The organism is Pseudoprimorskyibacter insulae (genome assembly GCF_900302505.1).
Taxonomy (GTDB): Bacteria; Pseudomonadota; Alphaproteobacteria; order Rhodobacterales; family Rhodobacteraceae; genus Pseudoprimorskyibacter; species Pseudoprimorskyibacter insulae.
Genome location: NZ_OMOJ01000003.1, coordinates 75,320 through 99,998 on the forward strand (window position 1 = coordinate 75,320; position 24,679 = coordinate 99,998).

The following is a 24,679-nucleotide window of genomic DNA, read 5'->3' on the forward strand; positions in this document are numbered from 1 at the left end:
TCGTGCCTCCTCAGGCCGGTTGTTGGTTGTCATCCATTTAATTGCAAACCCCGTGCCAAGACTGCGATTACGCGTTCGGCGCCTGCATTGCAGCGCTGCCGGCTTCGTCCAGCTCCTTGGCCATCAGAATGACTTTCATTCCGATCTCGAAACTGCGCTGTGTTTCGACATTGGTCAGCATTTCCTCAACCGCGTTGACGTTGCTGCCTTCCAGGACGCCTTGCAACACGGTGGCCGCTTGGTTCGGGGGCGGAACGGTGCCCTTGTCGGTTCGGATTTCGCCATCCAGCCCTTTGCGCAGAACAAGGTTCTGATCGGGAATGACTGTGGCCAGCGTGCCGACCAGAACCGATTGTCCCGGCGGGCCGATGGTGGGTTCGATGTAGACCTCGCCGATGTCAGAAATGCGGATCGACCGATGCTGCGGCACTTCGATGGGCTGCAGATCAGTGTCGAGCATCATATCGCCCGCCCCGTTGCGCAGCATCCCGTCAATGCCGCGCTGCAAGTCGCCGCGCCGGCTCAGGGCGTTGTCGCCACTTTCGGGTTTGATGTAGAAATACCCAAAATCGGCAATGGCCACATCCATGTCCATATCCGTCCGATCCAAGAACCCCGGCGCATGCGAAAAGCCCGGCGTGCCTGCTTCCAATTGGAAAGCCCGGACAGAGTCCGTTTCGGCCGATCGCAAGAACTTGCTTTCGCCTTCGTTTTGCAAATCGCGCCGGAAGCCCGGCACGTTGATGTTTGCAAGGTTCTGCGCCTGAATCTGTCGCGTATCGCGGTGGATGGTGACAGAGTTCAGGGCGGTGTGGATCAGACGGTCCATGGCCTAGCCTCCGGTTATCCGCGGATGTTCAGGATTGATTGCGGCAGCGCCGAGTTGGTCTCAAACGCTTTGGCAGATGCCTGATAGTTCCGCTGGGCGGTGATCAGGCTGACCAGTTCTTCGGTCAGATCGACATTCGCCTGTTCCAGCGCGCCCGAACGCAGCCGGGCAAAGCCGTTGCGGCCCGGCACGCCCAAGGTCACATCGCCCGAGGCGCGGGTTTCGCGGTATTCCACGTTCCCAAGACTTTCGAGGCCCTGCATATTGGGGAACCGCGCCAGGGCAACCATGCCCAGGGCAATCGGTTCTTCGTCGCCATAGGTGGCCCAGACAACCCCCGCCTCATCAACTTGTAGCGACGACAAGCTGCGCTTGGTCTGGCCATCATGTTCCATTGCAAGCACGCCAAAATCACGGTCCGTTAGGGTGGATCCCGACAGATCAATCGTCAAATCCGAACCATTGTCATCAAAGACCACACCATCGAGACCGTCAATTTGCGTACCTTCCACGTCGAAGGTGATTTCGGCGGTTGCCGGATCGTTCGGTGCGTGCACCAAGCCGTCCAATACCAGGTAGGGCGTAAAGCTGGTGTCGGGGTTTGTCGCGTCGGGCTGGGCGGTTGCCACAAAATAGACCTGCGCTTCGCGTGGCTGGCCGTTCTTGTCATAAAGGTTGATGGCCGAGCTATGGGCAAATGTCGTGGGGTCCGCCGGATCAAAAGCCGCGGCGGGTATGGCGGCCTGCTGGCCAATGGCATCTTCACGGGTCGAGAAATTGACCGACACCGACGCATTTTGCGACTTCGTCGGCGTGCCATATTCGGCCTCAACCTTCAGCGGGATGGTTTGCGTCATGCTGAGCGCATCGCCCTCTATCGAGGTCGGGAAGACCGACAGCAAGTGATTGGACGAGTTCGCGACATAGCCGTTGCGGTCCATCGCAAAGGCGCCATTGCGCGAATAGGAGACTTTGTTGTCCTGCAGGCTGTCTTTCACCATGAACAGACCTTCGCCCAGCAGCGCCAGATCAAGCGTGTTCTTGGTCGGGGCAACCACGCCTTGGGCAAAGCTTTTGGCCACTTTGGCCACCATGGTGCCCGCGCCGATCTTGGTGTTGGGGTTCACATAGGGCGAGCTGGAATAGACATCGGTAAATTCGGTGCGGCTGCCTTGAAAGCCCACGGTGCCGACGTTGGCAATGTTGTTCGAGGTGGTGGCGATATCGGCCTGCGCAGCGTTCAGACCCGAGATGGCAGTAAGCAAAGACATAAGAGGTTCCCTTTCAGGTGTTTTCGTTCCGCATCAGCGCAGAGAGCTGATTTCCATAGAGTTTTTCAGGCCGTAATCTTCGACCTGCACGTTGAAGTCGGTCTCGCCTGCGGCGGGGACGCGAACGCCGGTGACACGCGCATAGACTTGCGGGGTCACCAGACTGGTGCCGCTGTCGCCAGACAGCACAACAGAGACTTTGACGGCCGAACGGGCGTCACGGATGGATTGGGGCACATCGGACCAGGCAAATTCCATCGCGCCTTGCGATTGATTGCCCATGTCCTGCGTGGCCAAAGGCTGGCCGGTGGTGGCATCGCTATAGCGGATCTGCACATCGCCCGCGCTTGGCAGATCAACGGTGCCGATGATCTGACCATCCGCATCAGGGCGTGCGGTGGTGCCGGTGACCAACACCTGTTTGCCCAGCAAGGACGCCGAGGTCAGGATGCGGTCGCCGCCCATCTGTTCGGAAAGACCTTGCAGGGTTTCGTTGATCGTATCGAGGCCTGACACGGTCGAAAACTGCGCCATCTGCGCAAGGAATTCCCCATTTTCCATCGGCGAGAACGGATCTTGGTTCTTCAACTGCGCCGTCATCAGAGTCAGGAAATCCTGCTGGCCCAGTTCAGATGTGCCGCCCTTTGCGGCGGGCGCCAGATCTTCGGTGGTGCGCAGGCCTGCGACGGAAAGTTCGGAAACGGATGTCATCTATTGCCGCTCCTTAGCTGCCCATGGTCACGGTACGTGCCATCAGCGTGCGCAGGGTGTTCACCGCCTCCAGCGTGTTCTGGTACTGGCGGCCCGCTTCCAGCATCTCGACCATTTCTTCATCAACATTGACCACGGCCTGATAGACGAACCCGTCCTTGTCAGCCTTGGGATGATCGGGGCGATACAGCTGAACAGGTTCGCGGTTCAGTTGGACAATTTCATCCACCCGGACCGAGGACAGGCCATCCTTGGAAAAGTTATCGGCATATTCGGTTTGGAACACAGGACGAATGGCGCGGTAGGCCCCTTCTGCGGTCGGCGACACTGACCCCGCGTTTGCGATGTTCGACGCCACGGTGTTCAGGCGCGTCAGTTGCGCCGACATGGCATTGGCTGCAACATCAAAGACATTATTGACGGCCATCTTCACTCTCCCTTGATTGCCTGCGCCAGCCCCGAGATCTTGCGGTTCAGCAAGGTCAGGCTGGCTTGGTAGCGCACGGTGTTTTCAGAAAACTCCATCTGTTCGACGGACAGTTCGACAGTGTTTCCGTCGAGCGATGAATTGACAGGGTCGCGATAACCCACGCCACCCTGCATCGTTCCGCCCACGTTAAAGTGGCGGCTGTTGCTGGTGGCCAGGTTGCCGCCCTCGCCGATGCGGCGGTTCAGTTCGGCTCCAAAATCAATGTCGCGTGCCTTGAAATGGGGCGTTGCCGCGTTCGCGATGTTCGAAGCCAATAGCTCATTCCGCTCGTTGCGCAGAACAAGCGCGCTGGCATGAACGCCAAAATGGTCTCGGATCGCCGTCATGGCTCTCTCCTGTGGTTTTCTTTCTGCCCATCGCCGGGCGGACTGGAACAGGATTTGCAAGAGGAGTGCCAAGTTGACCGAACATCGAAAGGAGAGCCCGCTTGTCCAGCACCTCAAAGGCCCAATCGGCGCTAAAAACCCCGGCCCTGCCGCGCCCGCTGCGGCGCAGTTATACAAAGCTGGGCGAATGTCCGAATGATGAGGCCATCGAGATCACCAAGACCGCTTGGTCCGATGCCACGACGTCGGAACAAAAACGCCATGCGATGAAGCTCCGGCTTCGGATCTTGGACGATATGCTCATGAAACTTGGTGTCGAAGAGGCGATCATCGAATTGCCGGTAGAGCCCGAGCCGGAACCCGTGATCGAAGAAGAGCCCATTCCGACCCATATGATCGAACCAGAACCCGAGCCAGAACCCGAGCCGGAACCTGAGCCAGAACCTGCGCCGAAAAAGAAGAAAAAGGAATCCAAGCTGGAAACCATGGACCTTGCAGACCCATCGATGATGGCGCTGTTTGGCGAACTTGGCGATAGCAGCGGCGATGATGATTTCGGAGACTTCGACTAAAGAAAAAACGGCGACCATTCTGGTCGCCGTTCACTGCCTGTCCCTAGGCTAGTATCCTGATGCGGGGGCCCGTGTCTTGAGCACGCTCAGCCCCAGCCGAGTTATAGCGTTATGCCGGTGTCGCCCGGTCAGATGTTCCCTCTGCTCGCCGCCGGTTCTTAGTCCTGCATCAGGACAATTCTGGAAGAGCCGACAACATCCAGTGCGCCAAGTTTGGACGCTGTCGTATCTGCCACATCCATGAGCGGAGCAGCTGCGAGTTTAGTGACGATGGAAAGGGCGAATGCCGCGGACATAGTCGCTAGGATCATCCACTCTACAGTAAACACGTTCCGTGAGTTTGACTTGCGTGTACTCATGTTTCGTCTCCCGTTTCGGTGCTCCGACATCTTGGAAGGGTCTGTCCCAAGTTTCGGTAATCCTATTATGCGGCAAGGTCTGAACCCGCGCCACTCGGCTTCACAAGGAAATAGAAGCAACCGGGAATGTCTTTTTTGGGGCCTCAATATCAAAAGATAGTAACAACCCCCAACGCGCAAAGGATGCGCCGTAGATATTTGAAGGTTGCTCTAAAAAATCCCGATACACCCGGCAGTTGAGCGCGTTTCCGGCAATGTTAGCGCAATCCTACCAGCAGATTCGCCGCTCATTTTTTAGGACACTTCGCATTTCCTCAGGACAGCTGTGCAAATTTGCGAGAAATGAACGGCAAATTTTAAGGGCGGCATGGAGTGTTTGGGGCGGAAATGTGGCGGATTTCAAAAAACGAAAAGCGACTCACCCCAAAGAAGAGTGAGCCGCAATCAAGATCAGCTTTCAGAATGTAGCTCAGCCCATGCGCTCAGATGCGTAGCCGCCTGCGCTGGCCGGGAAGACAACTGTCTTATTGCCGTTCTGAAACACGCGATGGTGGATATGCGCGTGGATCGCACGGGCAAAAACCTGCGCCTCAACATCCCGCCCAAGCGAGACATAGTCCTCAGAGCTTTGGGCATGGGTGACGCGGATGATGTCCTGTTCGATGATCGGGCCTTCGTCCAGATCGGCGGTCACATAATGGGCCGTGGCGCCAATCAGCTTCACACCGCGCTCATAGGCTTGCTTATAGGGGTTGGCCCCTTTGAAAGACGGCAGGAAGGAATGGTGGATGTTGATGATCCGGCCCGACATCTTCTGGCACATCTGATCCGACAGGATCTGCATGTAGCGGGCCAGAACAATCAGCTCGGCGCCGGTGTCTTCGACCACCTTCATGATCTGGGCTTCGGCTTCTGGCTTGTTCTGCTTGGTCACCGGAATGCAGTGGAACGGGATGTCGTGGTTCTCAACAACTTTTTGGTAGTCCATGTGGTTGGACACCACCGCCACGATATCAATCGGCAGCGCACCGATCCGCCAGCGGTACAGAAGATCGTTCAGGCAGTGACCAAAGCGGCTGACCATGATGACAACTTTCATCCGCAGCGATGCATCGTGAATGGCCCAGTCCATTGCGAACCGATCCGCGACGGCGGTGAAGGCCTTGGTCAATTCGTCCTGGCTTTTGCCCTCTTCGCTTTCAAAGGCGACGCGCATGAAAAACCGTTCGGTGTTTTCGTCATCATATTGGGCGCTGTCGGTGATGTTGCAGCCGTTCTCGGCCAGAAAAACGGCAATGGCTGCGACGATGCCGCGCGACGTGGGGCAAGCCACGGTCAGGGCGTATTTGGACATATGATTTCTCCTGCAATGGGCTGAGGGGCCATGATTGACGGTGTGATAGGGCCCCTGCCCGATCAGAGCCAGCGTCCAACCAATTCCAAACGCGCATAATTGCGGCCCTGCGGCATTGTTGGGCGACGGGGTGTGATGCATCGGAAACCGCCGCGCCAAGCCGCGACATCCGTTTCACCATACGGAAACGGCAAAGCGCCCCGGAAAACCGGAGCGCCTTCGATCATTAATCAGGTTTAGATCAGCTACAGCCCGAGGTGCCGCCGCAGGTGTTGCACTTCATGCACGTGCCGTTGCGCACCAGCGTGTAGTTGCCGCACTCGCCACAGGGGTCACCTTCATAGCCTTGCATCTTGGCCTTATCGGCCAGGCTGATCGCCGTAGTCGCCGTAAGCGTGGCGGTCGCGGTCATGCCGGCGGTTTCAGGCACCAGCGTGTTCAGCGCGGCCACCGGGTCGGTGCCGGTCTGGGCAAAGGCCCCGCCCCCGCCCTGTAGCACCACCAGTTCTTGCGGCAGGCGCTTGCGCAGGTAGCCGGTCGAGCTGATCTGTTTTAGCACCTCAAGGCTGCGCGATGCGGCGGTTTCGCTAAGTTCCTTGACGTTGGACACCCCTTCCTCTTCGCCGCGGCCAAGATCATCGAAGGATGCTCCGGCCGGTTTGACATGCGCCAGATCGGTACGATCAAGGTAGGACACAGCCAGTTCACGGAAGATGTAGTCAAGGATCGAGGTGGCGTTCTTGATGCTGTCATTGCCCTGCACCATGCCCGCCGGTTCGAACTTGGTGAAGGTGAAGGCATCGACGAACTCTTCCAGCGGCACGCCGTATTGCAGACCAACCGACACCGCGATGGCGAAGTTGTTCATCATCGCGCGGAAGCCAGCGCCTTCCTTGTGCATGTCGATGAAGATCTCACCAAGGTTGCCGTCCTCATATTCGCCGGTGCGCAGATAGACCTTGTGGCCACCGACAACCGCCTTCTGGGTGTAGCCCTTGCGGCGTTCCGGCATTTTGGTGCGCTGCGATTTGATGATCTCTTTGATGACCACCTTCTCGACGATCTTTTCGGCCAGCACAGCCGCCTTTTCCTGCGTGCTGCCACTTTCCAGCGTTTCGGCGGCGTCGTCGTCATCTTCAACCAGCGCGGCTGCCAGCGGCTGGCTGAGTTTGGAGCCATCACGATAAAGCGCGTTCGCCTTGATGCCCAGCGACCACGACAGCTCATACGCCTTCTGGCAATCCTCGATCGTGGCCGAGTTCGGCATGTTGATCGTTTTCGAGATCGCGCCCGAGATGAACGATTGCGCAGCGGCCATCATATAGATGTGGCTGTTGACCGACAGGTAACGCTTGCCCTTCTTGCCGCAGGGGTTGGCGCAATCGAAGATCGACAGGTGTTCGTCCTTCAGATGCGGCGCGCCTTCCAGCGTCATGGTTCCGCAGACGTGATCGTTGGCCGCTTCGATGTCTTTCTTGGTGAACCCAAGGTGGCGCAGCAGGTCAAAGGACGGATCGTTCAGCGTGGCCGCCGGAATGCCCAGCGTCTTGGTGCAGAACTCTTCGCCCAACGTCCACTGGTTGAACACAAAGCGGATGTCGAAGGCTGTGGCCAGCGCGCCCTCGATCTTGTCAATCTGCGCGGGGCCAAAGCCGTGCCCGATCAGGGCCGTGTGGTTGATACCCGGCGCATTGCCCAGCGTTTGGTGACCCACGGCATAGCTGATGATCTCTTCGATCTGAGACGAGCTATAACCCAGCTTATCCAGCGCCGCCGGAACCGAACGGTTGATGATCTTGAAGTATCCGCCACCGGCCAGTTTCTTGAACTTCACCAGCGCGAAATCGGGTTCGATCCCGGTGGTGTCGCAATCCATCACAAGGCCAATGGTGCCGGTCGGCGCGATCACCGAAACCTGCGCATTGCGGTAGCCATGCTTGGTGCCCAGTTCATAGGCTTCGTCCCAAGCGGCCATGGCCAGCTTGGTCAGCTTCTGGTCGGGGCAATTCGCCAGATCCAGCGGCACCGGCTTCACCGCCAGCCCTTCATAGCCTTCGCTTGCGCCATAGGCGGCGTTGCGGTGGTTCTGAATAACGCGCAGCATGTGCTTTTGGTTCTTGGCATAGCCTTTGAACGCGCCAAGTTCCGCCGCCATTTCCGCAGAGGTGGCATAGGCCACGCCGGTCATGATTGCCGACAGCGCACCGCCGAGGGCGCGACCCTCGTCGCTGTCATAGCTGTAGCCCATATTCATCAGCAGGCCGCCGATATTGGCATAGCCAAGGCCCAGCGTGCGGAAGTCATAGGACAGTTGCGCGATTTCCTTCGACGGGAACTGCGCCATCATCACCGAGATTTCCAGCGTGATCGTCCACAGACGGCTGGCATGCATGTAGTCCTCTGCCTGGAACACACCGTCCTTGAGGAAGGTCAGCAGGTTCATCGAGGCAAGGTTACAGGCCGTGTCATCCAGGAACATATATTCCGAGCACGGGTTCGAGCCGCGGATTTCGCCGTCTTCGGGGCAAGTGTGCCATGCGTTCACGGTGTCGTGGAACTGGATGCCCGGATCGGCACAGGCCCAAGCGGCGTGGCCCACATCTTCCCACAGATCACGGGCTTTGATCGTCTTGGCGACCTTGCCGTCGGTGCGGCGGATCAATTCCCAATCGGCGTCGTCCTTGACGGCCTTGAGGAAGGCATCGGTGACGCGGATCGAGTTGTTTGAGTTCTGACCCGAAACGCTGGCATAGGCTTCGCTATCCCAATCGGTGTCATAGGTCGGGAATTCGATGCTGGCATAGCCCTGACGCGCATAATCAAGCACACGTTTGATGTAGGTTTCAGGGATCATCACCTTCTTGGCTTCGCGGATCGCGGTTTTCAGCCCGTCGTTGGTGCTGGGATCATAGGCATCGGCCTCGGCCCCGTCCCAGGACCGGATCGCCTTGAAGATGGCGTTCAGCATCTTCTCATGCATCTTCGATCCCGCGACGATGCTGGCAACCTTTTGCTCTTCTTTGACCTTCCAGTTGATGAACTGTTCGATATCGGGGTGATCGGCATCGCAGATCACCATCTTGGCGGCGCGGCGCGTGGTGCCGCCCGACTTGATCGCGCCAGCGGCACGGTCACCAATTTTCAGGAAGCCCATTAGCCCCGACGACTTGCCGCCGCCCGACAGGCTCTCACCCTCAGCCCGCAGCGAGCTAAAGTTCGTGCCGGTGCCAGAGCCGTATTTGAACAGGCGCGCTTCGCGCACCCACAGATCCATGATCCCGCCTTCGTTAACCAGATCGTCAGAAACTGACTGGATAAAGCAGGCATGGGGTTGCGGATGCTCATAGGCGGATTTCGATTTGACCAGCTTGCCGGTCTTGTAATCCACGTAATGGTGGCCTTGGCTGGGGCCGTCGATGCCATAGGCCCAGTGCAGGCCGGTGTTGAACCACTGCGGGCTGTTGGGCGCCGCACGCTGTGTCGCCAGCATGTGGCGCATTTCATCGTAATAGGCTTGCGCGTCTTCTTCCGTGGTAAAATAGCCGCCTTTCCAGCCCCAATAGGCCCAAGCACCCGCCAAACGGTCAAACACTTGCTTCGACGAGGTTTCGCCGCTTTTCGGGGTATCATCATTGGCGGGCACGGACCGCCACAGGAATTCAGGAACGCCGGCTTCTTTGACTTTCTTGAGCTCGGTCGGAACGCCCGCTTTACGGAAGTATTTCTGCGCAATCACGTCCGAGGCAACCTGGCTCCAGCTTGCGGGGACTTCGACGTCGTCCAGTTTGAAAACAATGCTGCCATCAGGGTTTCGGATCTCAGATCCGGTCGTCACAAATTCGATGCTGTCATAAGCATCCTGCCCTGCCGTCGTAAACTTGCGTTCAATTTTCATCGAAACCGCCCCATTCTTTGCCTATTGTTCGACCGTGCCTGGCCAATCTGCAGCATACGGGACACGCGTTCGCAGCCGGCGAAACCGGTGCGTTGACTTGGAAAACTGAGTACGTGTGTTCACTGTCCCGATGCCGCGCCCACTATATATTGTGGCATTCTCAACCGGCTCCCACAATCTGGCGTATATCGCCATAAACGGTCAACGGGTTTTTTTGGCCGAAACGGGGCGTTTTCCACTTGACCGATTTCAAGGCGTTTCAAGGCCGCTTGGGCGCTGCGATTCACTCACAATCGAGGATCTTTAGAGGCCCTTTAACAACATAGAAAAATCCGGTTTGTCCGCACACTTATCCAGAGGTGTTCGTGGATAACTTCAGCGGGCCTGCAACTTTGGAGCGTGAAATCTGTCTTTGGACGGTCCGTGGCAATTTCGCATCGGACCAGAGCTTTGAACCCGCTTGCCCGATTCTTATGCGGAGGGTTTGGCACCAGCTATGGGGCAACAACCGACAAGACACACTATATAGCAGTGCGTATTTGCCGACGAAGATGGTTGAAAGTGGTCGGGGCGGCGAGATTCGAACTCACGACCTTCTGTACCCAAAACAGACGCGCTACCAGGCTGCGCCACGCCCCGACTGCGATGCGTTTAACCGCACCGAACGGGAATGAAAAGCCCAAATTATATCAATTGTCACAAGGCCATGCCGCGTCGGTCTGACCGATCGACAGGTGCTGGATCTGTGATCCAACGGTGATGCCCATGGAACTGGACAGGCCACCATTGATTTCGAGCACATATTGAATGTCATCCCCGCCCGGAATGGGCGTTTCATCCAAGGGAACGGCATTGGAATGGATATGCCGCACCACGCCTTCGGAATCGGCAAAGACCATATCCAAAGGGATCAGCGTGTTGCGCATCCAAAAGGCGACGGCCCGCGGATAAGGGTAGACGAACAGCATCCCAGCCGCGCGCGGCATGGATGAGCGGTGCATCAATCCCTGCGCCCGCTCCTCTGCGTCATCGGCAATTTCCACGGTGAACCGCGCTGTCCCCCAGTCCCCGCGCAACCATAGCGTATCGGGCATACAGGCCCCAAACGCGGCTGTCCCTGCCGCTGCTATGGCCGCACTGGACAGTGCTATTTGGACAATGCGCTTTCCCATGCTCCAACCTCGGTGGCCATCAGACCGCGTTTGCCTTCGATGATCCGAACAGCCAAGGCTTCGCCCGGTTGCAGTTCAGACAGGCCCGACCGGCGCAGCACTTCGACATGCAGGAAAATGTCATCCGGCTTGCCGAACACATTTGCAAAACCGAAACCTTTGCCCTTATCGAACCATTTCACACGCGCAGGCTGCAACGGTGCGGAGCGGATCACTTCGGGGTCGATTTCTTCGAAATCGGCCAGCGGCAATCCGGTCATGTCTTCGGGCGGATCGATTCGATAAACCTCTACCGCCTGCACCCCCCTGTCGGTGCGTTGGACGGCGATCTCAATTCGGGCAGCGTCTGCAACCGACGATTGCCCGAAGTTCCGCAGCACGTTGGCGTGTAAAAGAATATCCGGCCCGCCCTCATCCGAGAGCACGAAGCCGAAACCTTTCACCGGGTCAAACCATTTGACCTTCCCGCAGACGCGGCGCGTGTCTGTGTCTTGCTGTTTCAAACGTGTTTCCACTTTTTATCCCCGCCGCGACATTGCGATAGGAGACAGATCTTTTGCAAGCCAAAAACTCTATCTTTTTCACAGCGTTGCATTTCGCGTAACGTGAAATTCATGGGTTCAACCGCTCAACATTCCATTCAGAAGTGGGGGAACTGCGCCGCCACACGAAACGGTCGTGCAACCGGAACGCGCCATCAGCCCAAAACTCTATCTCTAAGGGTGTGATGCGATATCCACCCCAAAACGGCGGGCGGGACGGGTTGGTTCCATGCTGCGCAGTGACTTTTGCCACCTCGGCCATCAGATGAGCCCGCGATGACAAGGGCTGCGATTGTTGCGAGGCCCAAGCGCCCAGCCGGCTTTTGAGTGAGCGGGACTTGTAATAGTCATCTGCCGCCGCGCCGTCTTCACGTTCAATCAGACCGCGAACACGGATCTGACGACGGAGCGATTTCCAGTGCATCACGAAGGCCGCTTTGCCAGCGCCATCCAGTTCCTGCGCCTTCTTACTTTCATAATTTGTGTAAAAGACGAAGGCCGCGTCTTCGATATCTTTCAGCAGAACCATGCGTGCGTTTGGCAACCCGTCGCTGTCGACGGTGGAAAGTGCTATGGCGTTGGGATCGTTCACTTCGCTTTGTTCGGCCTCAGCCAACCAGTTGCGGGCGATCTCAAACGGGTCTTGTCCGGCGAAAATACCGTGGCGATCGGACATAGATTACACTCCTGATAGGCAAATGGTGTCATGAGACATGGTAAACTTCAAGGCTTCCCTAGCGTTGAGCGACACTTGATGATCAGATGTATCTCGCCTAAAGCAGTGTCAACGAATTCTGGTGGTGGAGTACCGATATGTCAAATCAGCTGATGGCCGGAAAACGCGGTCTGATCATGGGCTTGGCGAACGACAAGTCGATCGCGTGGGGCATTGCCAAGGCGCTCGCCGATGCAGGTGCCGAACTGGCGTTTTCCTATCAGGGCGAGGCGCTTATGAAGCGTGTCGGCCCGCTTGCACAACAATTGGGCAGTGACATCGTCCTGCCTTGCGATGTCTCGGATGAGGCATCGGTCGACTCGCTTTTTGATGCGCTGAACGAGCGTTGGGGCGGCAAACTGGACTTCATCGTCCATGCCATTGGCTTCTCCGATAAGAACGAACTGCGTGGCCGATATGTGGACACCACGCGCGGCAACTTTGCCATGACGATGGATATCTCGGTCTATTCGTTCACATCTGTGATGCAGCGCGCCGAAAAGATGATGGTCGACGGCGGCAGCGCCCTGACCCTGACCTATTACGGCGCAGAACAGGTCATGCCACATTATAATGTGATGGGCGTTGCCAAGGCCGCGCTCGAGGCGTCGGTGATGTATCTGGCCGAAGATCTGGGCAAAAAGAACATCCGGGTGAACGCCATTTCCGCCGGTCCGATCAAGACGCTGGCCGCATCGGGGATCGGCGATTTCCGCTATATCATGAAGTGGAACGAATATAACTCGCCGCTGCGCCGCAATGTGACCATCGACGATGTGGGCAAATCGGCGCTGTACCTGCTGTCTGATCTGGGCAGCGGCGTGACGGGCGAAAACCTGCACGTGGATGCGGGCTATCACGTGGTCGGCATGAAGGCCGTCGACGCGCCGGATATCACCAAAGCCTGATCGTATTTGTTTATGCCCCTGCCCATCTGGCGGGGGCGTTTTTCTAGGGGCGCTGCATGAGCCTGCTTGCCTTTGCCACCGTTTGGTTCGTTCACCTGCTGGCCGCCATGAGCCCCGGCCCGTCTTTCGTGGTCTGTGTGCGCACGGCGATCAACGAAGGGTTCCGCACGGCCTTTGCCCTATCGTTGGGCTTTGGCCTTGGGTCGATGGTCTGGGCGGCTGGGGCGATGGCGGGTCTGACGCTGCTGTTCGAAATCCTGCCTGGCCTGTTCACCGCGATGAAGCTGATCGGCGCGGGGTTCCTTCTGTTCGTGGCCTTCATGATGTGGCGCCACGCCAGCGAGCCGCTGCCGACGGCGGCGGATGTACCGCCGCGCAGCGCTTGGGCCGCGCTTCGGTTCGGGTTTCTGACTTTTGTCACCAACCCCAAACCGGCGGTGTTCTTCGGCGCGGTCTTTGCCGGGCTGGTTCCCGTTACGGCACCCTTGGAAATTCGGGCGTTGCTGGTATTGGCCGTCGGGCTGAATGAGACGCTCTGGTACATCTTCGTATCGCGTGTATTCTCATCCCAGCATGCGCGGCGTGTCTATGCCCGCATCAAAACCTGGACAGACCGCACTTTCGGAGCGTTGATCGCCGCGCTTGGCATCAAAATCGCGCTTACCTGACTTCGGAGGACCACTATGGACGACCGCCTGCCACACGAAAAAGGCTTTCACGTCAGCTGGGACCAGATCCACCGCGACAGCCGTGCACTTGCATGGCGGCTGGATGGCCAAGGCCCCGACGATGGCAACTGGCGTGCGATTGTGGCGATCACCCGCGGCGGCATGGCCCCTGCGATGATCATCGCCCGCGAACTGGACATTCGCGTGATCGATACGATCAGCGTCAAATCCTACAACCATCAGGATCAGGTCGAAGCGAAGGTGCTGAAAGCGCCTGACGCGGGTTTGATGGGCGATGGCACCGGCATTCTGGTGATCGACGATCTGGTGGACAGCGGCAAAACGCTGGAACTGGTGCGCAAGCTGTATCCCAAGGCGCATTTCGCCACCGTCTACGCCAAGCCCAAGGGCCGCCCGCAGGTCGACAGTTATATCACCGAGGTGAGCCAAGACACTTGGATCTTCTTCCCGTGGGATATGGCGCTGCAATATGTGCAGCCCTATCGCGGCAAGGACTAAGGAAACGGGGGCCAGTTGGCCCCCGATTTGATTTACACCAAGGCCGCGCGCAGCGTGGTCTGCCAAGGGGTGGTTGGCCGACCGATCAATTGCGACAGGGTCTTGTCATCGGAATATAGCCCGCCTTGGCTGCCGCCGTGGTCGCTATCGGCCAGCATCGCGGCCAGCGGCGCAGGCAGGCCCGCCCCTTCCAAGGCTTGCGCAAAAGCGTCTTGCGGCAGATCGGTATAGGCCACCGGTTTGCCCGTCGCGGCGGCGATTTCGGCGGCGAAATCCGTCAGCGAATAGCCCGTGTCGCCTGCCAGTTCGTAAACGGTGCCGCTGGCGGGCAGATCGCCCGTCAGAACCTTGGCTGCAGCGTCGGCATAATCCGCGCGGGCCGCACCGGCGATCTTACCTGTTCCCATCGCACCATATAGCGCCCCGCTTTCAGCGGCTTGCGGCGCGGCCATGACGGTGTTTTCTGTGTACCAGCCATTGCGCAGGATCGCGTATGGCAGACCTGAGGCGGCCAGCGCCTCTTCGGTTTGGACATGTTCGCCCGGCAGGATCGTCAGAGGCGAGGTTTTGGCCCCAAGGATCGAGGTATAGGCCACAAAGCTGACGCCAGCCGCTTTGGCGGCATCAATCACCGTCTGATGCTGAACGGCCCGTTGGCCCACTTCGCTGGACGAAATCAGCAGCAAACGCTCCACACCGGCAAGCGCGGCTTCCAGCGCAGGGGCGTCGGTATAGCTGGCAACGCGGACGGTGACGCCCTTGGCCTCCAACGCGGCGGCGGCTTCGGGACGGCGGACAAGCGCGCCGATGCTGGCCGGATCTTCGGCTTTCAGCAACGCATCGATGACCAAAGCGCCCAATTGCCCAGAGGCACCGGTGACGAGATATTTCAAAGCCATAAGAGAACCCTTTCCATACGGTCTATAGTTGGCGTTATGTCCCGAATCGGGATATGGTCTCAGATGTAGACCTACTGATAGGGTCCGTGAAGGAGGCACTTTTAAATGACCAGGGAACACCAAAGTAACCGCCCCCTGTTTCCCGACGTGCCGCCCGGTGCGCCGCTGGATGCCGGGCAATGCCCAATCCGCGATGTGCTGGACCGTGTGGCACAGAAATGGACGCTGTTGATCCTGATCGCGCTGGAACGCGGGCCGCAGCGGTTTTCGGCGTTGCAGCGGCAGGTAGGCGATATCTCAAAGCGGATGCTGACGCAGACATTGCGCCAATTGGAACGGGACGGGATGATTTCGCGCGAAGTGTTCCCGACCAAGCCGCCGTCGGTCGAATATGCGCTGACCGATCTGGGGCGATCCGCGCTCAATCCGATAGCGGCGCTGCGGGACTGGGCCGATGAAAACCACGGCCGGATCAATGAGGCCCGGAAGGCGTTTGACATGGCCGCCTGAGGCCGGTTTGATCGCCCCGAACCAAAAGGGCCGATTGACATGAGCACCCGCACCAACGCCACCTTTCCGTCGCCGATTCCGGCCGCCCGCCGCTGGCTGGAGGGGGTGACGCTGCCGCCCGATTGCCCGCTGATCAACGTCAGCCAAGCCGCACCAATGGCCGCGCCGCCTGCCCCGATGATCGACGCCATGGCGCAGGCTTTGGGCGATACCGCGACCCATGTTTATGGGCCGGATCTGGGCCTGCCTGCCCTGCGCACCGAAGTCGCCAAGCAATGGAGCCGCGCCTATGGCGGCCATGTCTCCGCCGATCAGGTGGCGATTACCTCGGGGGCCAACCACGCCTTTGCCACCGCCATCGCCGCGCTGTGCGATCTGGGCGATGAGGTTCTTTTGCCGGTGCCGTGGTATTTTAACCATAAGATGTGGCTGGATATGGCCGGGATGCGGGCTGTGCCCCTGCCCTGTGATGACGCCATGCTGCCCGATCTGGCGGCGGCGCAGGCGTTGATCACCCCGCGCACCAAGGCCATCGTCATGGTCTCGCCCAACAACCCAACCGGCGTTGAATATCCGCCCAGCGTTCTGGGCGCGGCCTATGATCTGGCCAAGGCGCATGGTCTGACCCTAATCCTTGATGAAACCTACCGCGATTTTCGCAGCAGCGATGCGCCGCCGCATGACCTGCTGACGCGCCCGGATTGGGATCGAACCTTGGTGCAGATCTATTCCTTTTCAAAGTCTTACCGCCTGACAGGCCACCGTGTCGGTGCCTTGGTCGCGCGGGCCGATCTGATGGGATCGTTTGAGACCTTCATCGACAGCGTCACCATTTGCCCCAGCCAGCTTGGCCAGCGCGCCGCGCTATATGGGTTGCAGACCATGGGTGATTGGGTGGCCGAACAGCGCCGCGATATTCAGGCCCGCGCCAAAGCAATCCGCCATGCAATGCCCCGGATCGCACCGATGGGCTGGCGGCTTTTGGGGCTTGGGGCCTATTTCGCCTATCTGGAACACCCGTTCGATGCCCCCTCTGACGTCGTGGCCAAGCGTCTTGCGCAAGAGGTGGGCATTCTGGCCCTGCCGGGCACCATGTTCACCCCTGAAGGCGACGCACGCGGCAGCCGCCATATCCGCATTGCCTTTGCAAATATCGACGCGCCCACCATCGCTGCGATGTTCGAACGGATCGCCAGACTTGACTGGCCCCTTGCCCCTCAGGGCGGCGCGGCGTAGACAACCACGAACGCCTGAAACGGCACGGTTGGAGGAATACGGCTGATGAAAGCCAAGAACGGCATTTCGAAAATCCTTGTCTGGATCTTGTTGGCACTGCTGATGGTCGGCATTGCCGGGTTCGGCACGGTCAATTTCAGCGGCTCGGTTCAGTCCGTCGCCACGGTTGGTGACAAAGACATCACAGTCGGAGATTACGCCCGGACGCTGCAATCCGAAATGCGTGCCTTCGAGGCGCAGACCGGCCAGCCCCTGACCTTCCAAGACGCCCAATTTCTGGGCCTGCAACAGCGTGCCCTTGCGCAGCTGATCACGGGCCGTGCGCTGGATGTGGAAACCGATAGCCTTGGCCTGTCGGTGGGCGATGCCGAATTGCTCAAGCAAATTCAGAACATTCAGGCCTTCCAAGGCCCCGACGGCAGCTTCAACCGCGAAGCCTATCGTTATGCGCTGGAAAACATCGACATCTCGGAAACCGCCTTCGAAGAACAGCTGCGCGAAGAAAGCGCCCGCACCTTGCTGCAAGGCGCAGTTCTGGCGGGCACCGCCCTGCCTGACGCCTATGTGAACACCCTTCTGGCCTATGCGCTGGAACAGCGGAACTTCACCTGGGCCGCGGTTGAAAACGAAGACGTGAACACCGGCATCGCCGAGGCGTCCGAGGATGACCTCAAGGCGCTTTATGACGAAAACATCGCCGCCTATACCCATCCCGAACAGCGCCGCATCACCTATGCGTGGCTGACCCCGGAAATGATCCTTGATACCGTTGCCGTGGACGAAGAGGCCATGCGCCGCGCCTATGACGACCGTCACGACGAATTCAATCAGCCCGAACGCCGCCTTGTCGAACGTCTGATCTTCCCGTCGGACGATGCCGCAATCGCCGCCAAGGCCCGCATTGATGCCGCCGAGGCCACGTTTGAGGATGAGGTCGCAGCGCGCGGTCTTGATCTGCTGGATGTGGATCTGGGCGATCTGGCCAAAGATGATCTGGACGGTGCCGCAGAGGGCGTGTTCGCCGCCGAGGTTGGCGATGTCGTCGGCCCGCTGCCGTCGGATCTGGGCCCGGCCCTGTTCCGCGTGAACGGCATTCTGCCCGAACAATCGCTGCCCTATATCGCCGCCAGCGAAATGCTGCGCGACGAACTGGCCGCCGATGCCGCCCGCCGTGCCATCGACGCCCAGATCGAAGACCTGTCGGACCTGCTGGCCGCTGGCGCCACGGTTGAAGAACTGGCCGCCGAAAGCGACATGGAAACCGGCACCATCACTTGGTCCGCCGCCGACGCCGAAGGCATCGCCGCCTATGAGGAATTCCGCGATGCCGCGATTGCCGCGCAGGATGGCGACTTCCCCGAAGTGCTACGTCTGGCCGATGGCGGGATCTTTGCGATCCGTCTGGATGAGGTCATCGCCCCCGCGCCGATCCCCTTCGATGAGGCCCGCGAAGCCGTTCAGGCCGATTGGGATACCCGCGAGACGCAAAAGGCCGTTATGGCCCATGCCGAAGCGCTGGCAGGCCAGTTGAACGAGGGCAAAACCTTTGACGCACTTGGTCTGATGGCCTCTACCCGCGAAACCGGCATCCGTCGTCGCGGCTTTGTCGAGGCTCTGCCGACCGAGGTGATCACCGCCGCGTTTGAGCTTGAAACGGGCCGCGCTGTCGCCGTTGCCGATGCGGGCCGCGCCATTCTGGTGCGTCTTGATGCGGTCACCCCCGCCGATCTGACTGCGGATGAGGCGCTCGCCATGGCCGATGCACTCAAGGATCAGGCCGCAAACGATGTGGCGCAGGATCTGTTCACCGCCATGGCCACTGATATCCAGTCGCGTGTTGGCATCAAGATTGACCAACAGGCGCTGAACGCCGTTCACAGCAACTTCCAGTAAGATCCATGGCTACCCTGACACCGTCCTTCGAAGACTTCGCCGCCGCCTATGAGGCCGGTCGCAATCAGGTGGTCTATGCCCGCCTTGCGGCCGATCTTGATACGCCCGTCTCAACCATGCTCAAGCTGACCGGGGCCGGGCGCGATGCCTTCGTGCTGGAATCGGTCACGGGCGGCGAAGTGCGGGGGCGCTATTCCATCGTCGGTATGAAACCGGATGTGGTCTGGGAATGCCATGGCACCAAGTCGCGCATCAACCGCAGCGCCCGGTTTGACCGCGATACTTTCACCGATCAGGACGCCGACCCGCTGACGGCCCTGCGCGCCCTGATCGCCGAATCCGCCATCGATCTGCCCGAGGATCTGCCCCAAGCCGCCGCTGGCCTGTTCGGCTATCTGGGCTATGACATGATCCGTCTGGTCGAACGCCTGCCCAACGCCAACCCCGATCCGCTGGGCCTGCCCGATGCGGTGATGATCCGCCCATCGGTGGTTGCGGTACTGGACGGCGTGAAGGGCGAGGTCATCATCGTCTCGCCCGCTTGGGTCAGCGATGGCCAATCGGCCCGCGCCGCCTATGCCCAAGCCGCCGAACGGGTGATGGACGCGGTCCGCGATCTGGAACGCCCGCTGCCGCAAACCAGCCGCGATCTCGGCGATGCGTTTGAGGCAGGACCGCCGGTGTCCAACTTCACCCATCAGGGGTTCAAGGACGCAGTTGAAAAGGCCAAGGATTACATCCGCGCCGGGGACATCTTTCAGGTGGTCCCGTCTCAGCGCTGGACACAGGATTTCCGCCAGCCGCCCTTTGCGCTCTATCGCAGCCTGCGCCGCACCAACCCGTCGCCGTTCATGTTCTATTTCAACTTCGGCGGCTTCCAGGTGATCGGTGCCAGCCCCGAAATCCTCGTGCGCGTCTTCGGCAGCGAAGTCACCGTGCGCCCCATCGCAGGCACCCGCCCGCGCGGCGCCACACCTGAAGAAGACAACGCCTTGGCCGAGGATCTGCTTGCCGATCCCAAGGAACGGGCCGAACACCTGATGTTGCTGGATCTGGGCCGCAACGACGCGGGCCGCGTGTCGAAGATCGGCACCGTGCGCCCGACCGAACAGTTCATTATCGAACGCTACAGCCACGTGATGCACATCGTGTCCAACGTGGTGGGTGAACTGGCCGATGACCAAGACGCGCTCAGCGCCTTCTTGGCAGGCATGCCCGCAGGCACGGTGTCAGGCGCACCCAAGGTCCGCGCCATGGAAATCATCGACGAGCTGGAACCGGAAAAGCGCGGCGTCTATGCAGGCGGCGTCGGTTACTTCAGCGCGGGCGGCGATATGGATATGTGCATCGCCCTGCGCACGGCCATCGTCAAAGACCAAAAGCTCTATATTCAGGCCGGGGCCGGCATCGTCTATGACAGCGACCCGGAATCCGAATACCAGGAAACGGTGCACAAATCGAACGCCATCCGCCGTGCCGCCGCCGATGCGGCCCGCTTTGCCGGCGACGGCAACAGCTAGGCGAAAACGACAAAAGGCAGGGTCCGCCCCTGCCTTCTTCTCTTTGGTAAATACCGCCGGGGGGGCTTCCGCAGGAAGCCGGGGGCAGAGCCCCCACCCGCTTGGCCGCATGGCCAAGCACCCCATGCGCGGCGCGAAGCGCCGCACGGCTGGATTACGCGGCCTCTGACGCCAACAATCTGATCCGCTCGATCATCGCCCGAAGCCCGTTGGACCGCTGCGCCGACAGGTGGTCATGCAAGCCCAAACGCCCCAGCTCGGCCCGCGCATCCACCTTCAACACCTCGGCCAGCGTCAGCCCATTGTACAGCCGGTGCAGCAGGGCAATCAGTCCGCGCACGATCATCGCGTCGCTATCGCCGTCAAACCGAAAAACGCCGCCGTCAATCGTCGGGTGCAGCCAGACCTGGCTGGCGCAGCCATCGACCTTGGTGGCGGGCACTTTCAGCGCCTCATCCAGCGGCGGCATGTCTTTGCCCATGTCGATCACCATGCGATAGCGGTCTTCCCAGTCGTCCAGGAATTCGAAATCTTCCACCACGTCTTCAAATGCGCTGCTGGCCATCGGAACCTCTTTGCCTTTGTTTGCACCAGACCTAGGCAAGCCTGCGGCGAAGGTCCAGACGTGTCGTGTCTTTTCAACTGTCGCTGGTTGGGCTAGCAAGGACACAAGGAATTGGAGGATCGCGCCATGCGGAAAACCGGTATTGTTCTTTTGTCCGCCACGCTGGTGCTGGCCAGTTGCGGAGCGGTCCGCGACTCGCGGATCAACCCGTTCAATTGGTTCGGCAAAAGCAAGTCCCGCGCGGTGGCGACGGACACCAAGGAAGTGAACCCGCTGATCCCGGTGGCCCGTCGCGGGCTGTTCAGCGGCCCGGATGAGGTCTCCGAAGGCGTGCTGATCGACCAGATTGCCGATCTGGTGGTGGAACGGCGCGTCGGCGGCGCGGTCATCCGCGCGCGCGGCATTGCGCCCAGCCTTGGCATCTCGAACGCGCGTCTGGTGAAGGTCGAAGAGGCGTCGACCGGCGGCGATCTGGTGATGGAACTGCGGTACGAACCCCTGCCCACCGCCATCCTTGGCGGCAGCGACGATCAACGTTCGGTGGTGGTGGCCGCATCCCTAACCGCGAATGAGCTTGCCGAATTCCGCCGGATCACCGTGCGCGGTGCTCGCAATGAACGGACCACCACGCGCCGGTAAGTCGGCGCGTTACAGCTCAATCACCTCGACGGAACTTCCCTTTGCGGCCAAGGCGATACGCCCGTCGCACAGGCGAAGCGCATCATCGCCAAAGACCTCAAGCCGCCAGCCGGTCAGCGCAGGCACATTGCGCAGACCTGCGGCAATGGCATCCAGATCGGCGGCGGGCGCGATCAGCTTGGAGGCCACGCCCGAATGTTCGGTCTTGGCCTTCAGCAGCACGCGCAACAGATCGGCCAAAGCCGGGTTCACTTGCAACTTATCGCGCGAGGTGTCGGGCTCGGGAAGGTTTTCCTTGGGGCAGGCCAGACCATCGGCCACGGCCTTCAGAATACCATCGGCGATTTCGCCCTTGCGGGCTTCACGCAGCAACAGGCGCGACCGCCCCAGATCCTGCATATTCGCCGGTTTGGTCGAGGCCAGCTCAACCAGTGCATCGTCTTTGAACACCCGGTTGCGCGGGATGTTACGCGACTGCGCATAGGTTTCGCGGAAGGTCGCGAGTTCGCGCAGAATCGCCAGAAAGCGCGGCGAATTGGACCGGGTTTTGACCCGCTTCCACGCCTCTTCGGGGTGGGTGACATAGGTGTCGGGGCTGGTCAGAACGCCCAGTTCTTCCTGCACCCAATGGGCCCGGCCACTGTCTTTCAACTTTTTGGCAAGGAATTCGTAGATCTGGCGCAGATGGGTGACGTCGGCCAATGCGTATTTTTTCTGCGCATCGGTCAAGGGACGGCGCGACCAATCGGTGAAGCGTGCGTTCTTGTCCAGCGATTGCTTGGCGATCTTGCGAACAAGGGTTTCATAACCCACCTGTTCGCCAAAGCCGCAGACCATCGCCGCGACCTGCGTGTCGAACAGCGGTGACGGGATAACCTTTTCGTCGATGAAGAAGATCTCAAGATCCTGCCGCGCGGCATGGAACACTTTGACCACGGATTCGTTGCGGAACAAATCGACCAAGGGCGCCAGCGACAGACCATCGACCAGCGGATCGACCAGAACCGCGTCGGTATCATCCTTGCCCGGCAGCGCCAGCTGGATCAGGCAGAGTTTCGAATAATAGGTCCGTTCGCGAAGAAATTCGGTGTCGACGGTCACATAGGGCTGATCCTTGGCCTGATCGCAGAAAGCCGCCAGCTCTTCGGTCGTCGTAATCGTTCTCATCGGGATCCGTTCTTTTTCTTGTCGCGCCCTTTCCTATTTCAGCCGAGCGCGAAGGGAAAGGCAACCAGCTAGTCGTTCAGGCCCAGAAATCCGCGGTCGCCTGTCGCAAAGCGCCGCAGCACAGCGGGGTAAAGGCGGTGTTCTTGCGTCAGCACGCGGGCCGCCAGCGTGTCCGCGGTATCGCCCGGTTCAACCGGGACGCGGGCTTGGCCAAGAATTGGACCATCATCCAGCACCGGAGTAACTTCGTGCACCGTGCAGCCCGCCTCATCATCGCCGGCATCCAAGGCCCGCTGATGGGTGTGCAGGCCTTTGTATTTGGGCAAAAGCGACGGATGAATGTTCAGCATCCGGCCCTGATACGCCGCAATGAACGAGGGCGTCAGAATGCGCATGAAGCCCGCCAGACACAGGATATCGGGCTGCGCCGCGTCAATCAGCTTGCGCAACTCGGCCTCGAACGCCGCGCGGTCGCCTTTGAACGGGCGGTGATCAACTGCGCCGGTATCGATGCCCATGGCGGCGGCTTTCTTCAGGCCGCCCGCCTCGGGGTCGTTTGAGGCAACCAGAACGGCGCGGGCGGGGTGATCGCCGGTCATGCTTTCGACCAGCTTGATCATATTGGACCCGCCCCCCGAAATCAGGATGGCAACGCGTTTCGTCAAAGCAGCGACCCGCTGTAGCGGATGCCTGCGCCCTTGGTCACGGTGCCAAGGCGATAGACGGTTTCACCTTCCTCTGCCAGCAGCGCAGCCAGTGCGTCCGCTTGATCGGCAGAAACCGACAGGATCATCCCAACGCCGCAGTTGAAGGTTTTTAGCATCTCTTTTTCGGCCATGCCGCCGGTTGCTGCCATCCACTTGAAGACACCCGGCAGATCCCAGCTATCAAGGTTGATGTCTGCGCCCAGATCTTCGGGCAATACGCGCGGCAGATTTTCGGTCAGGCCGCCGCCGGTGATATGGGCCAGCGCGTGTACGCCCCCTGCCCGCACGGCCGCCAGCGCTTGGCGCACGTAAAGGCGCGTTGGGGTCAGAAGCACCTCACCCAGCGTGCCATCGGCCCAGGGGCAGTCTGCCTCCCAGCCAAGACCCGACACCTCAACCAGCTTGCGCACAAGGCTATAGCCGTTCGAATGCACACCGTCCGAGGCAAGGCCCAGCAACACGTCGCCTTCGACCACACCTGCAGGCAATTCGGTGCCGCGTTCCATCGCGCCAACGGCAAAGCCTGCAAGGTCAAAGTCGCCCGCCGGATACATGCCCGGCATTTCCGCCGTCTCACCGCCGATCAGCGCACAGCCAGACCGCACGCAGCCTTCCGCGATGCCTTCGATCACGCGCGCGGCGCTATCGGTGTCCAGTTTGCCGGTGGCAAAATAGTCAAGGAAGAACAGCGGCTCGGCGCCTTGGCAAACCAGATCGTTGACGCACATAGCGACAAGGTCGATGCCCACACCGTCAACGTAGCCAGTATCAATCGCGATGCGCAGCTTGGTGCCAACGCCATCTGTCGCGGCGACCAGAACCGGATCAGTATAGCCTGCGTCCTTGAGGTCAAACAAAGCGCCGAAGCCGCCCAGACCGGACATCACGCCCGATCGGTTTGTCCGCTTTGCCGCCGGTTTGATCCGATCCACCAGCGCGTTGCCCGCATCAATATCCACGCCTGCATCTGCGTAGGTGATTCCGTTCTTACCATCGCTCATGTCGCCGCCTTTCATCGCTGTTGGCGCGGCAGTAGCCCAAGCAGGCCACAACTTCAATCACAATGCTTGACGCTGCCCGCTTGTCTGGTACTCAAGAGGTAAGGCGGGCCTGTAGCTCAACGGTTAGAGCAGAGCGCTCATAACGCTTTGGTTGCAGGTTCGAATCCTGCCGGGCCTACCATCGCCTTTCAGACATTCCTGACTTGCGGCT

At 59.8% G+C, this 24,679-nt stretch carries 25 protein-coding genes and 2 tRNA genes; 10 read left to right on the top strand and 17 right to left on the bottom strand.

The window, feature by feature from the left end; genetic code table 11:
* Positions 1-67 precede the first annotated feature (67 nt).
* The 5 genes from PRI8871_RS09490 to flgB are packed head-to-tail and all read right to left on the bottom strand — an operon-like array spanning position 68 to position 3,627.
* A complete protein-coding gene (locus PRI8871_RS09490) occupies positions 68-829 on the bottom strand; it encodes a flagellar basal body rod C-terminal domain-containing protein (protein ID WP_108885988.1) in 762 nt (253 codons plus the stop codon).
* Between the two features lie 14 nt (positions 830-843).
* Complete coding sequence (locus tag PRI8871_RS09495) at positions 844-2,100, bottom strand: flagellar hook protein FlgE (RefSeq protein WP_108885989.1); 1,257 nt, start codon at positions 2,098-2,100, stop codon at positions 844-846.
* A 33-nt stretch (positions 2,101-2,133) separates the two neighbouring features.
* Positions 2,134-2,811: a flagellar hook assembly protein FlgD gene (locus PRI8871_RS09500; protein ID WP_108885990.1), complete on the bottom strand. Its 678-nt coding sequence runs from the start codon at positions 2,809-2,811 to the stop codon at positions 2,134-2,136.
* 13 nt (positions 2,812-2,824) lie between these two features.
* Positions 2,825-3,238 (bottom strand): flagellar basal body rod protein FlgC, encoded by a 414-nt coding sequence (flgC, locus tag PRI8871_RS09505; protein WP_108885991.1) that lies wholly within the window; start codon positions 3,236-3,238, stop codon positions 2,825-2,827.
* A gap of 2 nt (positions 3,239-3,240) precedes the next feature.
* A complete protein-coding gene (flgB, locus tag PRI8871_RS09510; protein ID WP_108885992.1) occupies positions 3,241-3,627 on the bottom strand; it encodes a flagellar basal body rod protein FlgB in 387 nt (128 codons plus the stop codon).
* Positions 3,628-3,728: 101 nt separating this feature from the next.
* Here flgB and PRI8871_RS19580 point away from each other — a divergent pair, with 101 nt between their 5' ends.
* On the top strand, positions 3,729-4,199 hold the full coding sequence (locus PRI8871_RS19580; protein WP_181389431.1) for a hypothetical protein: 471 nt from the start codon (positions 3,729-3,731) through the stop codon (positions 4,197-4,199).
* Positions 4,200-4,357: 158 nt separating this feature from the next.
* Here the strand turns inward: PRI8871_RS19580 and PRI8871_RS09520 are convergent, their stop codons facing one another.
* The 7 genes from PRI8871_RS09520 to pdxH form a co-directional block, all read right to left on the bottom strand.
* Positions 4,358-4,558, bottom strand: coding sequence for a hypothetical protein (locus PRI8871_RS09520; protein WP_108885993.1), 201 nt, complete (start codon positions 4,556-4,558; stop codon positions 4,358-4,360).
* 469 nt (positions 4,559-5,027) lie between these two features.
* Positions 5,028-5,912, bottom strand: coding sequence for a formyltetrahydrofolate deformylase (purU, locus tag PRI8871_RS09525; RefSeq protein WP_108885994.1), 885 nt, complete (start codon positions 5,910-5,912; stop codon positions 5,028-5,030).
* Between the two features lie 241 nt (positions 5,913-6,153).
* Positions 6,154-9,807 (bottom strand): vitamin B12-dependent ribonucleotide reductase, encoded by a 3,654-nt coding sequence (locus tag PRI8871_RS09530; protein ID WP_108885995.1) that lies wholly within the window; start codon positions 9,805-9,807, stop codon positions 6,154-6,156.
* 562 nt (positions 9,808-10,369) lie between these two features.
* Positions 10,370-10,446, bottom strand: a tRNA-Pro gene (locus PRI8871_RS09535).
* A gap of 50 nt (positions 10,447-10,496) precedes the next feature.
* Positions 10,497-10,901, bottom strand: coding sequence for a DUF192 domain-containing protein (locus PRI8871_RS09540; RefSeq protein ID WP_245897819.1), 405 nt, complete (start codon positions 10,899-10,901; stop codon positions 10,497-10,499).
* Positions 10,902-10,954: 53 nt separating this feature from the next.
* Positions 10,955-11,494 (bottom strand): cold-shock protein, encoded by a 540-nt coding sequence (locus tag PRI8871_RS09545; RefSeq protein WP_108885997.1) that lies wholly within the window; start codon positions 11,492-11,494, stop codon positions 10,955-10,957.
* Between the two features lie 97 nt (positions 11,495-11,591).
* Positions 11,592-12,197: a pyridoxamine 5'-phosphate oxidase gene (gene pdxH, locus PRI8871_RS09550; RefSeq protein WP_108885998.1), complete on the bottom strand. Its 606-nt coding sequence runs from the start codon at positions 12,195-12,197 to the stop codon at positions 11,592-11,594.
* Between the two features lie 137 nt (positions 12,198-12,334).
* On the opposite strand from pdxH, the gene fabI reads away from it, so the two are divergent.
* From fabI to gpt, 3 genes are read left to right on the top strand one after another with little or no spacing between them, the layout of a single operon-like run.
* A complete protein-coding gene (gene fabI / locus PRI8871_RS09555) occupies positions 12,335-13,144 on the top strand; it encodes an enoyl-ACP reductase FabI (protein WP_108885999.1) in 810 nt (269 codons plus the stop codon).
* A 56-nt stretch (positions 13,145-13,200) separates the two neighbouring features.
* Positions 13,201-13,812, top strand: a complete 612-nt coding sequence (locus PRI8871_RS09560; protein ID WP_108886000.1) for a LysE family translocator — start codon at positions 13,201-13,203, stop codon at positions 13,810-13,812.
* A gap of 15 nt (positions 13,813-13,827) precedes the next feature.
* Entirely contained in the window at positions 13,828-14,331 is a 504-nt protein-coding gene (gene gpt, locus PRI8871_RS09565; protein WP_108886001.1) for a xanthine phosphoribosyltransferase, read from the top strand.
* 32 nt (positions 14,332-14,363) lie between these two features.
* Here the strand turns inward: gpt and PRI8871_RS09570 are convergent, their stop codons facing one another.
* Positions 14,364-15,230, bottom strand: a complete 867-nt coding sequence (locus tag PRI8871_RS09570) for an SDR family oxidoreductase (RefSeq protein ID WP_108886002.1) — start codon at positions 15,228-15,230, stop codon at positions 14,364-14,366.
* Positions 15,231-15,335: 105 nt separating this feature from the next.
* On the opposite strand from PRI8871_RS09570, the gene PRI8871_RS09575 reads away from it, so the two are divergent.
* Genes PRI8871_RS09575 through trpE form a run of 4 tightly spaced genes read left to right on the top strand, consistent with a single transcriptional unit; the run spans position 15,336 to position 20,389 of the window.
* The gene (locus PRI8871_RS09575; RefSeq protein WP_108886003.1) at positions 15,336-15,740 is read left to right on the top strand and encodes a winged helix-turn-helix transcriptional regulator; all 405 of its coding nucleotides are present in this window, start codon (positions 15,336-15,338) and stop codon (positions 15,738-15,740) included.
* Between the two features lie 39 nt (positions 15,741-15,779).
* Positions 15,780-16,976 (top strand): aminotransferase, encoded by a 1,197-nt coding sequence (locus tag PRI8871_RS09580; RefSeq protein ID WP_108886004.1) that lies wholly within the window; start codon positions 15,780-15,782, stop codon positions 16,974-16,976.
* 45 nt (positions 16,977-17,021) lie between these two features.
* Positions 17,022-18,869 (top strand): peptidyl-prolyl cis-trans isomerase, encoded by a 1,848-nt coding sequence (locus tag PRI8871_RS09585; RefSeq protein ID WP_108886005.1) that lies wholly within the window; start codon positions 17,022-17,024, stop codon positions 18,867-18,869.
* Between the two features lie 5 nt (positions 18,870-18,874).
* On the top strand, positions 18,875-20,389 hold the full coding sequence (trpE, locus tag PRI8871_RS09590) for an anthranilate synthase component I (RefSeq protein WP_108886006.1): 1,515 nt from the start codon (positions 18,875-18,877) through the stop codon (positions 20,387-20,389).
* Positions 20,390-20,543: 154 nt separating this feature from the next.
* Here the strand turns inward: trpE and PRI8871_RS09595 are convergent, their stop codons facing one another.
* On the bottom strand, positions 20,544-20,954 hold the full coding sequence (locus PRI8871_RS09595) for a SufE family protein (protein WP_108886007.1): 411 nt from the start codon (positions 20,952-20,954) through the stop codon (positions 20,544-20,546).
* Positions 20,955-21,080: 126 nt separating this feature from the next.
* On the opposite strand from PRI8871_RS09595, the gene PRI8871_RS09600 reads away from it, so the two are divergent.
* On the top strand, positions 21,081-21,593 hold the full coding sequence (locus PRI8871_RS09600) for a hypothetical protein (RefSeq protein WP_108886008.1): 513 nt from the start codon (positions 21,081-21,083) through the stop codon (positions 21,591-21,593).
* Between the two features lie 9 nt (positions 21,594-21,602).
* Here the strand turns inward: PRI8871_RS09600 and rnd are convergent, their stop codons facing one another.
* From rnd to purM, 3 genes are all read right to left on the bottom strand, one after another.
* Positions 21,603-22,760 carry a ribonuclease D gene (gene rnd, locus PRI8871_RS09605; protein WP_108886009.1) on the bottom strand — a complete coding sequence of 386 codons (1,158 nt, stop codon included), beginning with the start codon at positions 22,758-22,760 and terminating at the stop codon, positions 21,603-21,605.
* 68 nt (positions 22,761-22,828) lie between these two features.
* The gene (gene purN / locus PRI8871_RS09610) at positions 22,829-23,425 is read right to left on the bottom strand and encodes a phosphoribosylglycinamide formyltransferase (protein WP_108886010.1); all 597 of its coding nucleotides are present in this window, start codon (positions 23,423-23,425) and stop codon (positions 22,829-22,831) included.
* Positions 23,422-24,468, bottom strand: coding sequence for a phosphoribosylformylglycinamidine cyclo-ligase (gene purM, locus PRI8871_RS09615; protein ID WP_108886011.1), 1,047 nt, complete (start codon positions 24,466-24,468; stop codon positions 23,422-23,424). Before purM ends, purN begins: the two co-directional genes overlap by 4 nt.
* A 105-nt stretch (positions 24,469-24,573) precedes the next feature.
* Between purM and PRI8871_RS09620 the strand changes: the two genes are divergently transcribed.
* Positions 24,574-24,649: transfer RNA gene (locus PRI8871_RS09620), tRNA-Ile, on the top strand.
* Positions 24,650-24,679: the final 30 nt, after the last annotated feature.

Excerpts from the sequence above, each read along its gene's own strand:
- PRI8871_RS09490 (WP_108885988.1), bottom strand. The coding sequence starts at position 829 with ATGGACCGTCTGATCCACACCGCCCTGAACTCTGTCACCATCCACCGC.
- PRI8871_RS09495 (WP_108885989.1), bottom strand. The coding sequence starts at position 2,100 with ATGTCTTTGCTTACTGCCATCTCGGGTCTGAACGCTGCGCAGGCCGAT.
- PRI8871_RS09500 (WP_108885990.1), bottom strand. The coding sequence starts at position 2,811 with ATGACATCCGTTTCCGAACTTTCCGTCGCAGGCCTGCGCACCACCGAA.
- flgC (WP_108885991.1), bottom strand. The coding sequence starts at position 3,238 with ATGGCCGTCAATAATGTCTTTGATGTTGCAGCCAATGCCATGTCGGCG.
- flgB (WP_108885992.1), bottom strand. The coding sequence starts at position 3,627 with ATGACGGCGATCCGAGACCATTTTGGCGTTCATGCCAGCGCGCTTGTT.
- PRI8871_RS09520 (WP_108885993.1), bottom strand. The coding sequence starts at position 4,558 with ATGAGTACACGCAAGTCAAACTCACGGAACGTGTTTACTGTAGAGTGG.
- purU (WP_108885994.1), bottom strand. The coding sequence starts at position 5,912 with ATGTCCAAATACGCCCTGACCGTGGCTTGCCCCACGTCGCGCGGCATC.
- PRI8871_RS09530 (WP_108885995.1), bottom strand. The coding sequence starts at position 9,807 with ATGAAAATTGAACGCAAGTTTACGACGGCAGGGCAGGATGCTTATGAC.
- PRI8871_RS09540 (WP_245897819.1), bottom strand. The coding sequence starts at position 10,901 with ATGCCCGATACGCTATGGTTGCGCGGGGACTGGGGGACAGCGCGGTTC.
- pdxH (WP_108885998.1), bottom strand. The coding sequence starts at position 12,197 with ATGTCCGATCGCCACGGTATTTTCGCCGGACAAGACCCGTTTGAGATC.
- fabI (WP_108885999.1), top strand. The coding sequence starts at position 12,335 with ATGTCAAATCAGCTGATGGCCGGAAAACGCGGTCTGATCATGGGCTTG.
- PRI8871_RS09560 (WP_108886000.1), top strand. The coding sequence starts at position 13,201 with ATGAGCCTGCTTGCCTTTGCCACCGTTTGGTTCGTTCACCTGCTGGCC.
- gpt (WP_108886001.1), top strand. The coding sequence starts at position 13,828 with ATGGACGACCGCCTGCCACACGAAAAAGGCTTTCACGTCAGCTGGGAC.
- PRI8871_RS09570 (WP_108886002.1), bottom strand. The coding sequence starts at position 15,230 with ATGGCTTTGAAATATCTCGTCACCGGTGCCTCTGGGCAATTGGGCGCT.
- PRI8871_RS09575 (WP_108886003.1), top strand. The coding sequence starts at position 15,336 with ATGACCAGGGAACACCAAAGTAACCGCCCCCTGTTTCCCGACGTGCCG.
- PRI8871_RS09580 (WP_108886004.1), top strand. The coding sequence starts at position 15,780 with ATGAGCACCCGCACCAACGCCACCTTTCCGTCGCCGATTCCGGCCGCC.
- PRI8871_RS09585 (WP_108886005.1), top strand. The coding sequence starts at position 17,022 with ATGAAAGCCAAGAACGGCATTTCGAAAATCCTTGTCTGGATCTTGTTG.
- trpE (WP_108886006.1), top strand. The coding sequence starts at position 18,875 with ATGGCTACCCTGACACCGTCCTTCGAAGACTTCGCCGCCGCCTATGAG.
- PRI8871_RS09595 (WP_108886007.1), bottom strand. The coding sequence starts at position 20,954 with ATGGCCAGCAGCGCATTTGAAGACGTGGTGGAAGATTTCGAATTCCTG.
- PRI8871_RS09600 (WP_108886008.1), top strand. The coding sequence starts at position 21,081 with ATGCGGAAAACCGGTATTGTTCTTTTGTCCGCCACGCTGGTGCTGGCC.
- rnd (WP_108886009.1), bottom strand. The coding sequence starts at position 22,760 with ATGAGAACGATTACGACGACCGAAGAGCTGGCGGCTTTCTGCGATCAG.
- purM (WP_108886011.1), bottom strand. The coding sequence starts at position 24,468 with ATGAGCGATGGTAAGAACGGAATCACCTACGCAGATGCAGGCGTGGAT.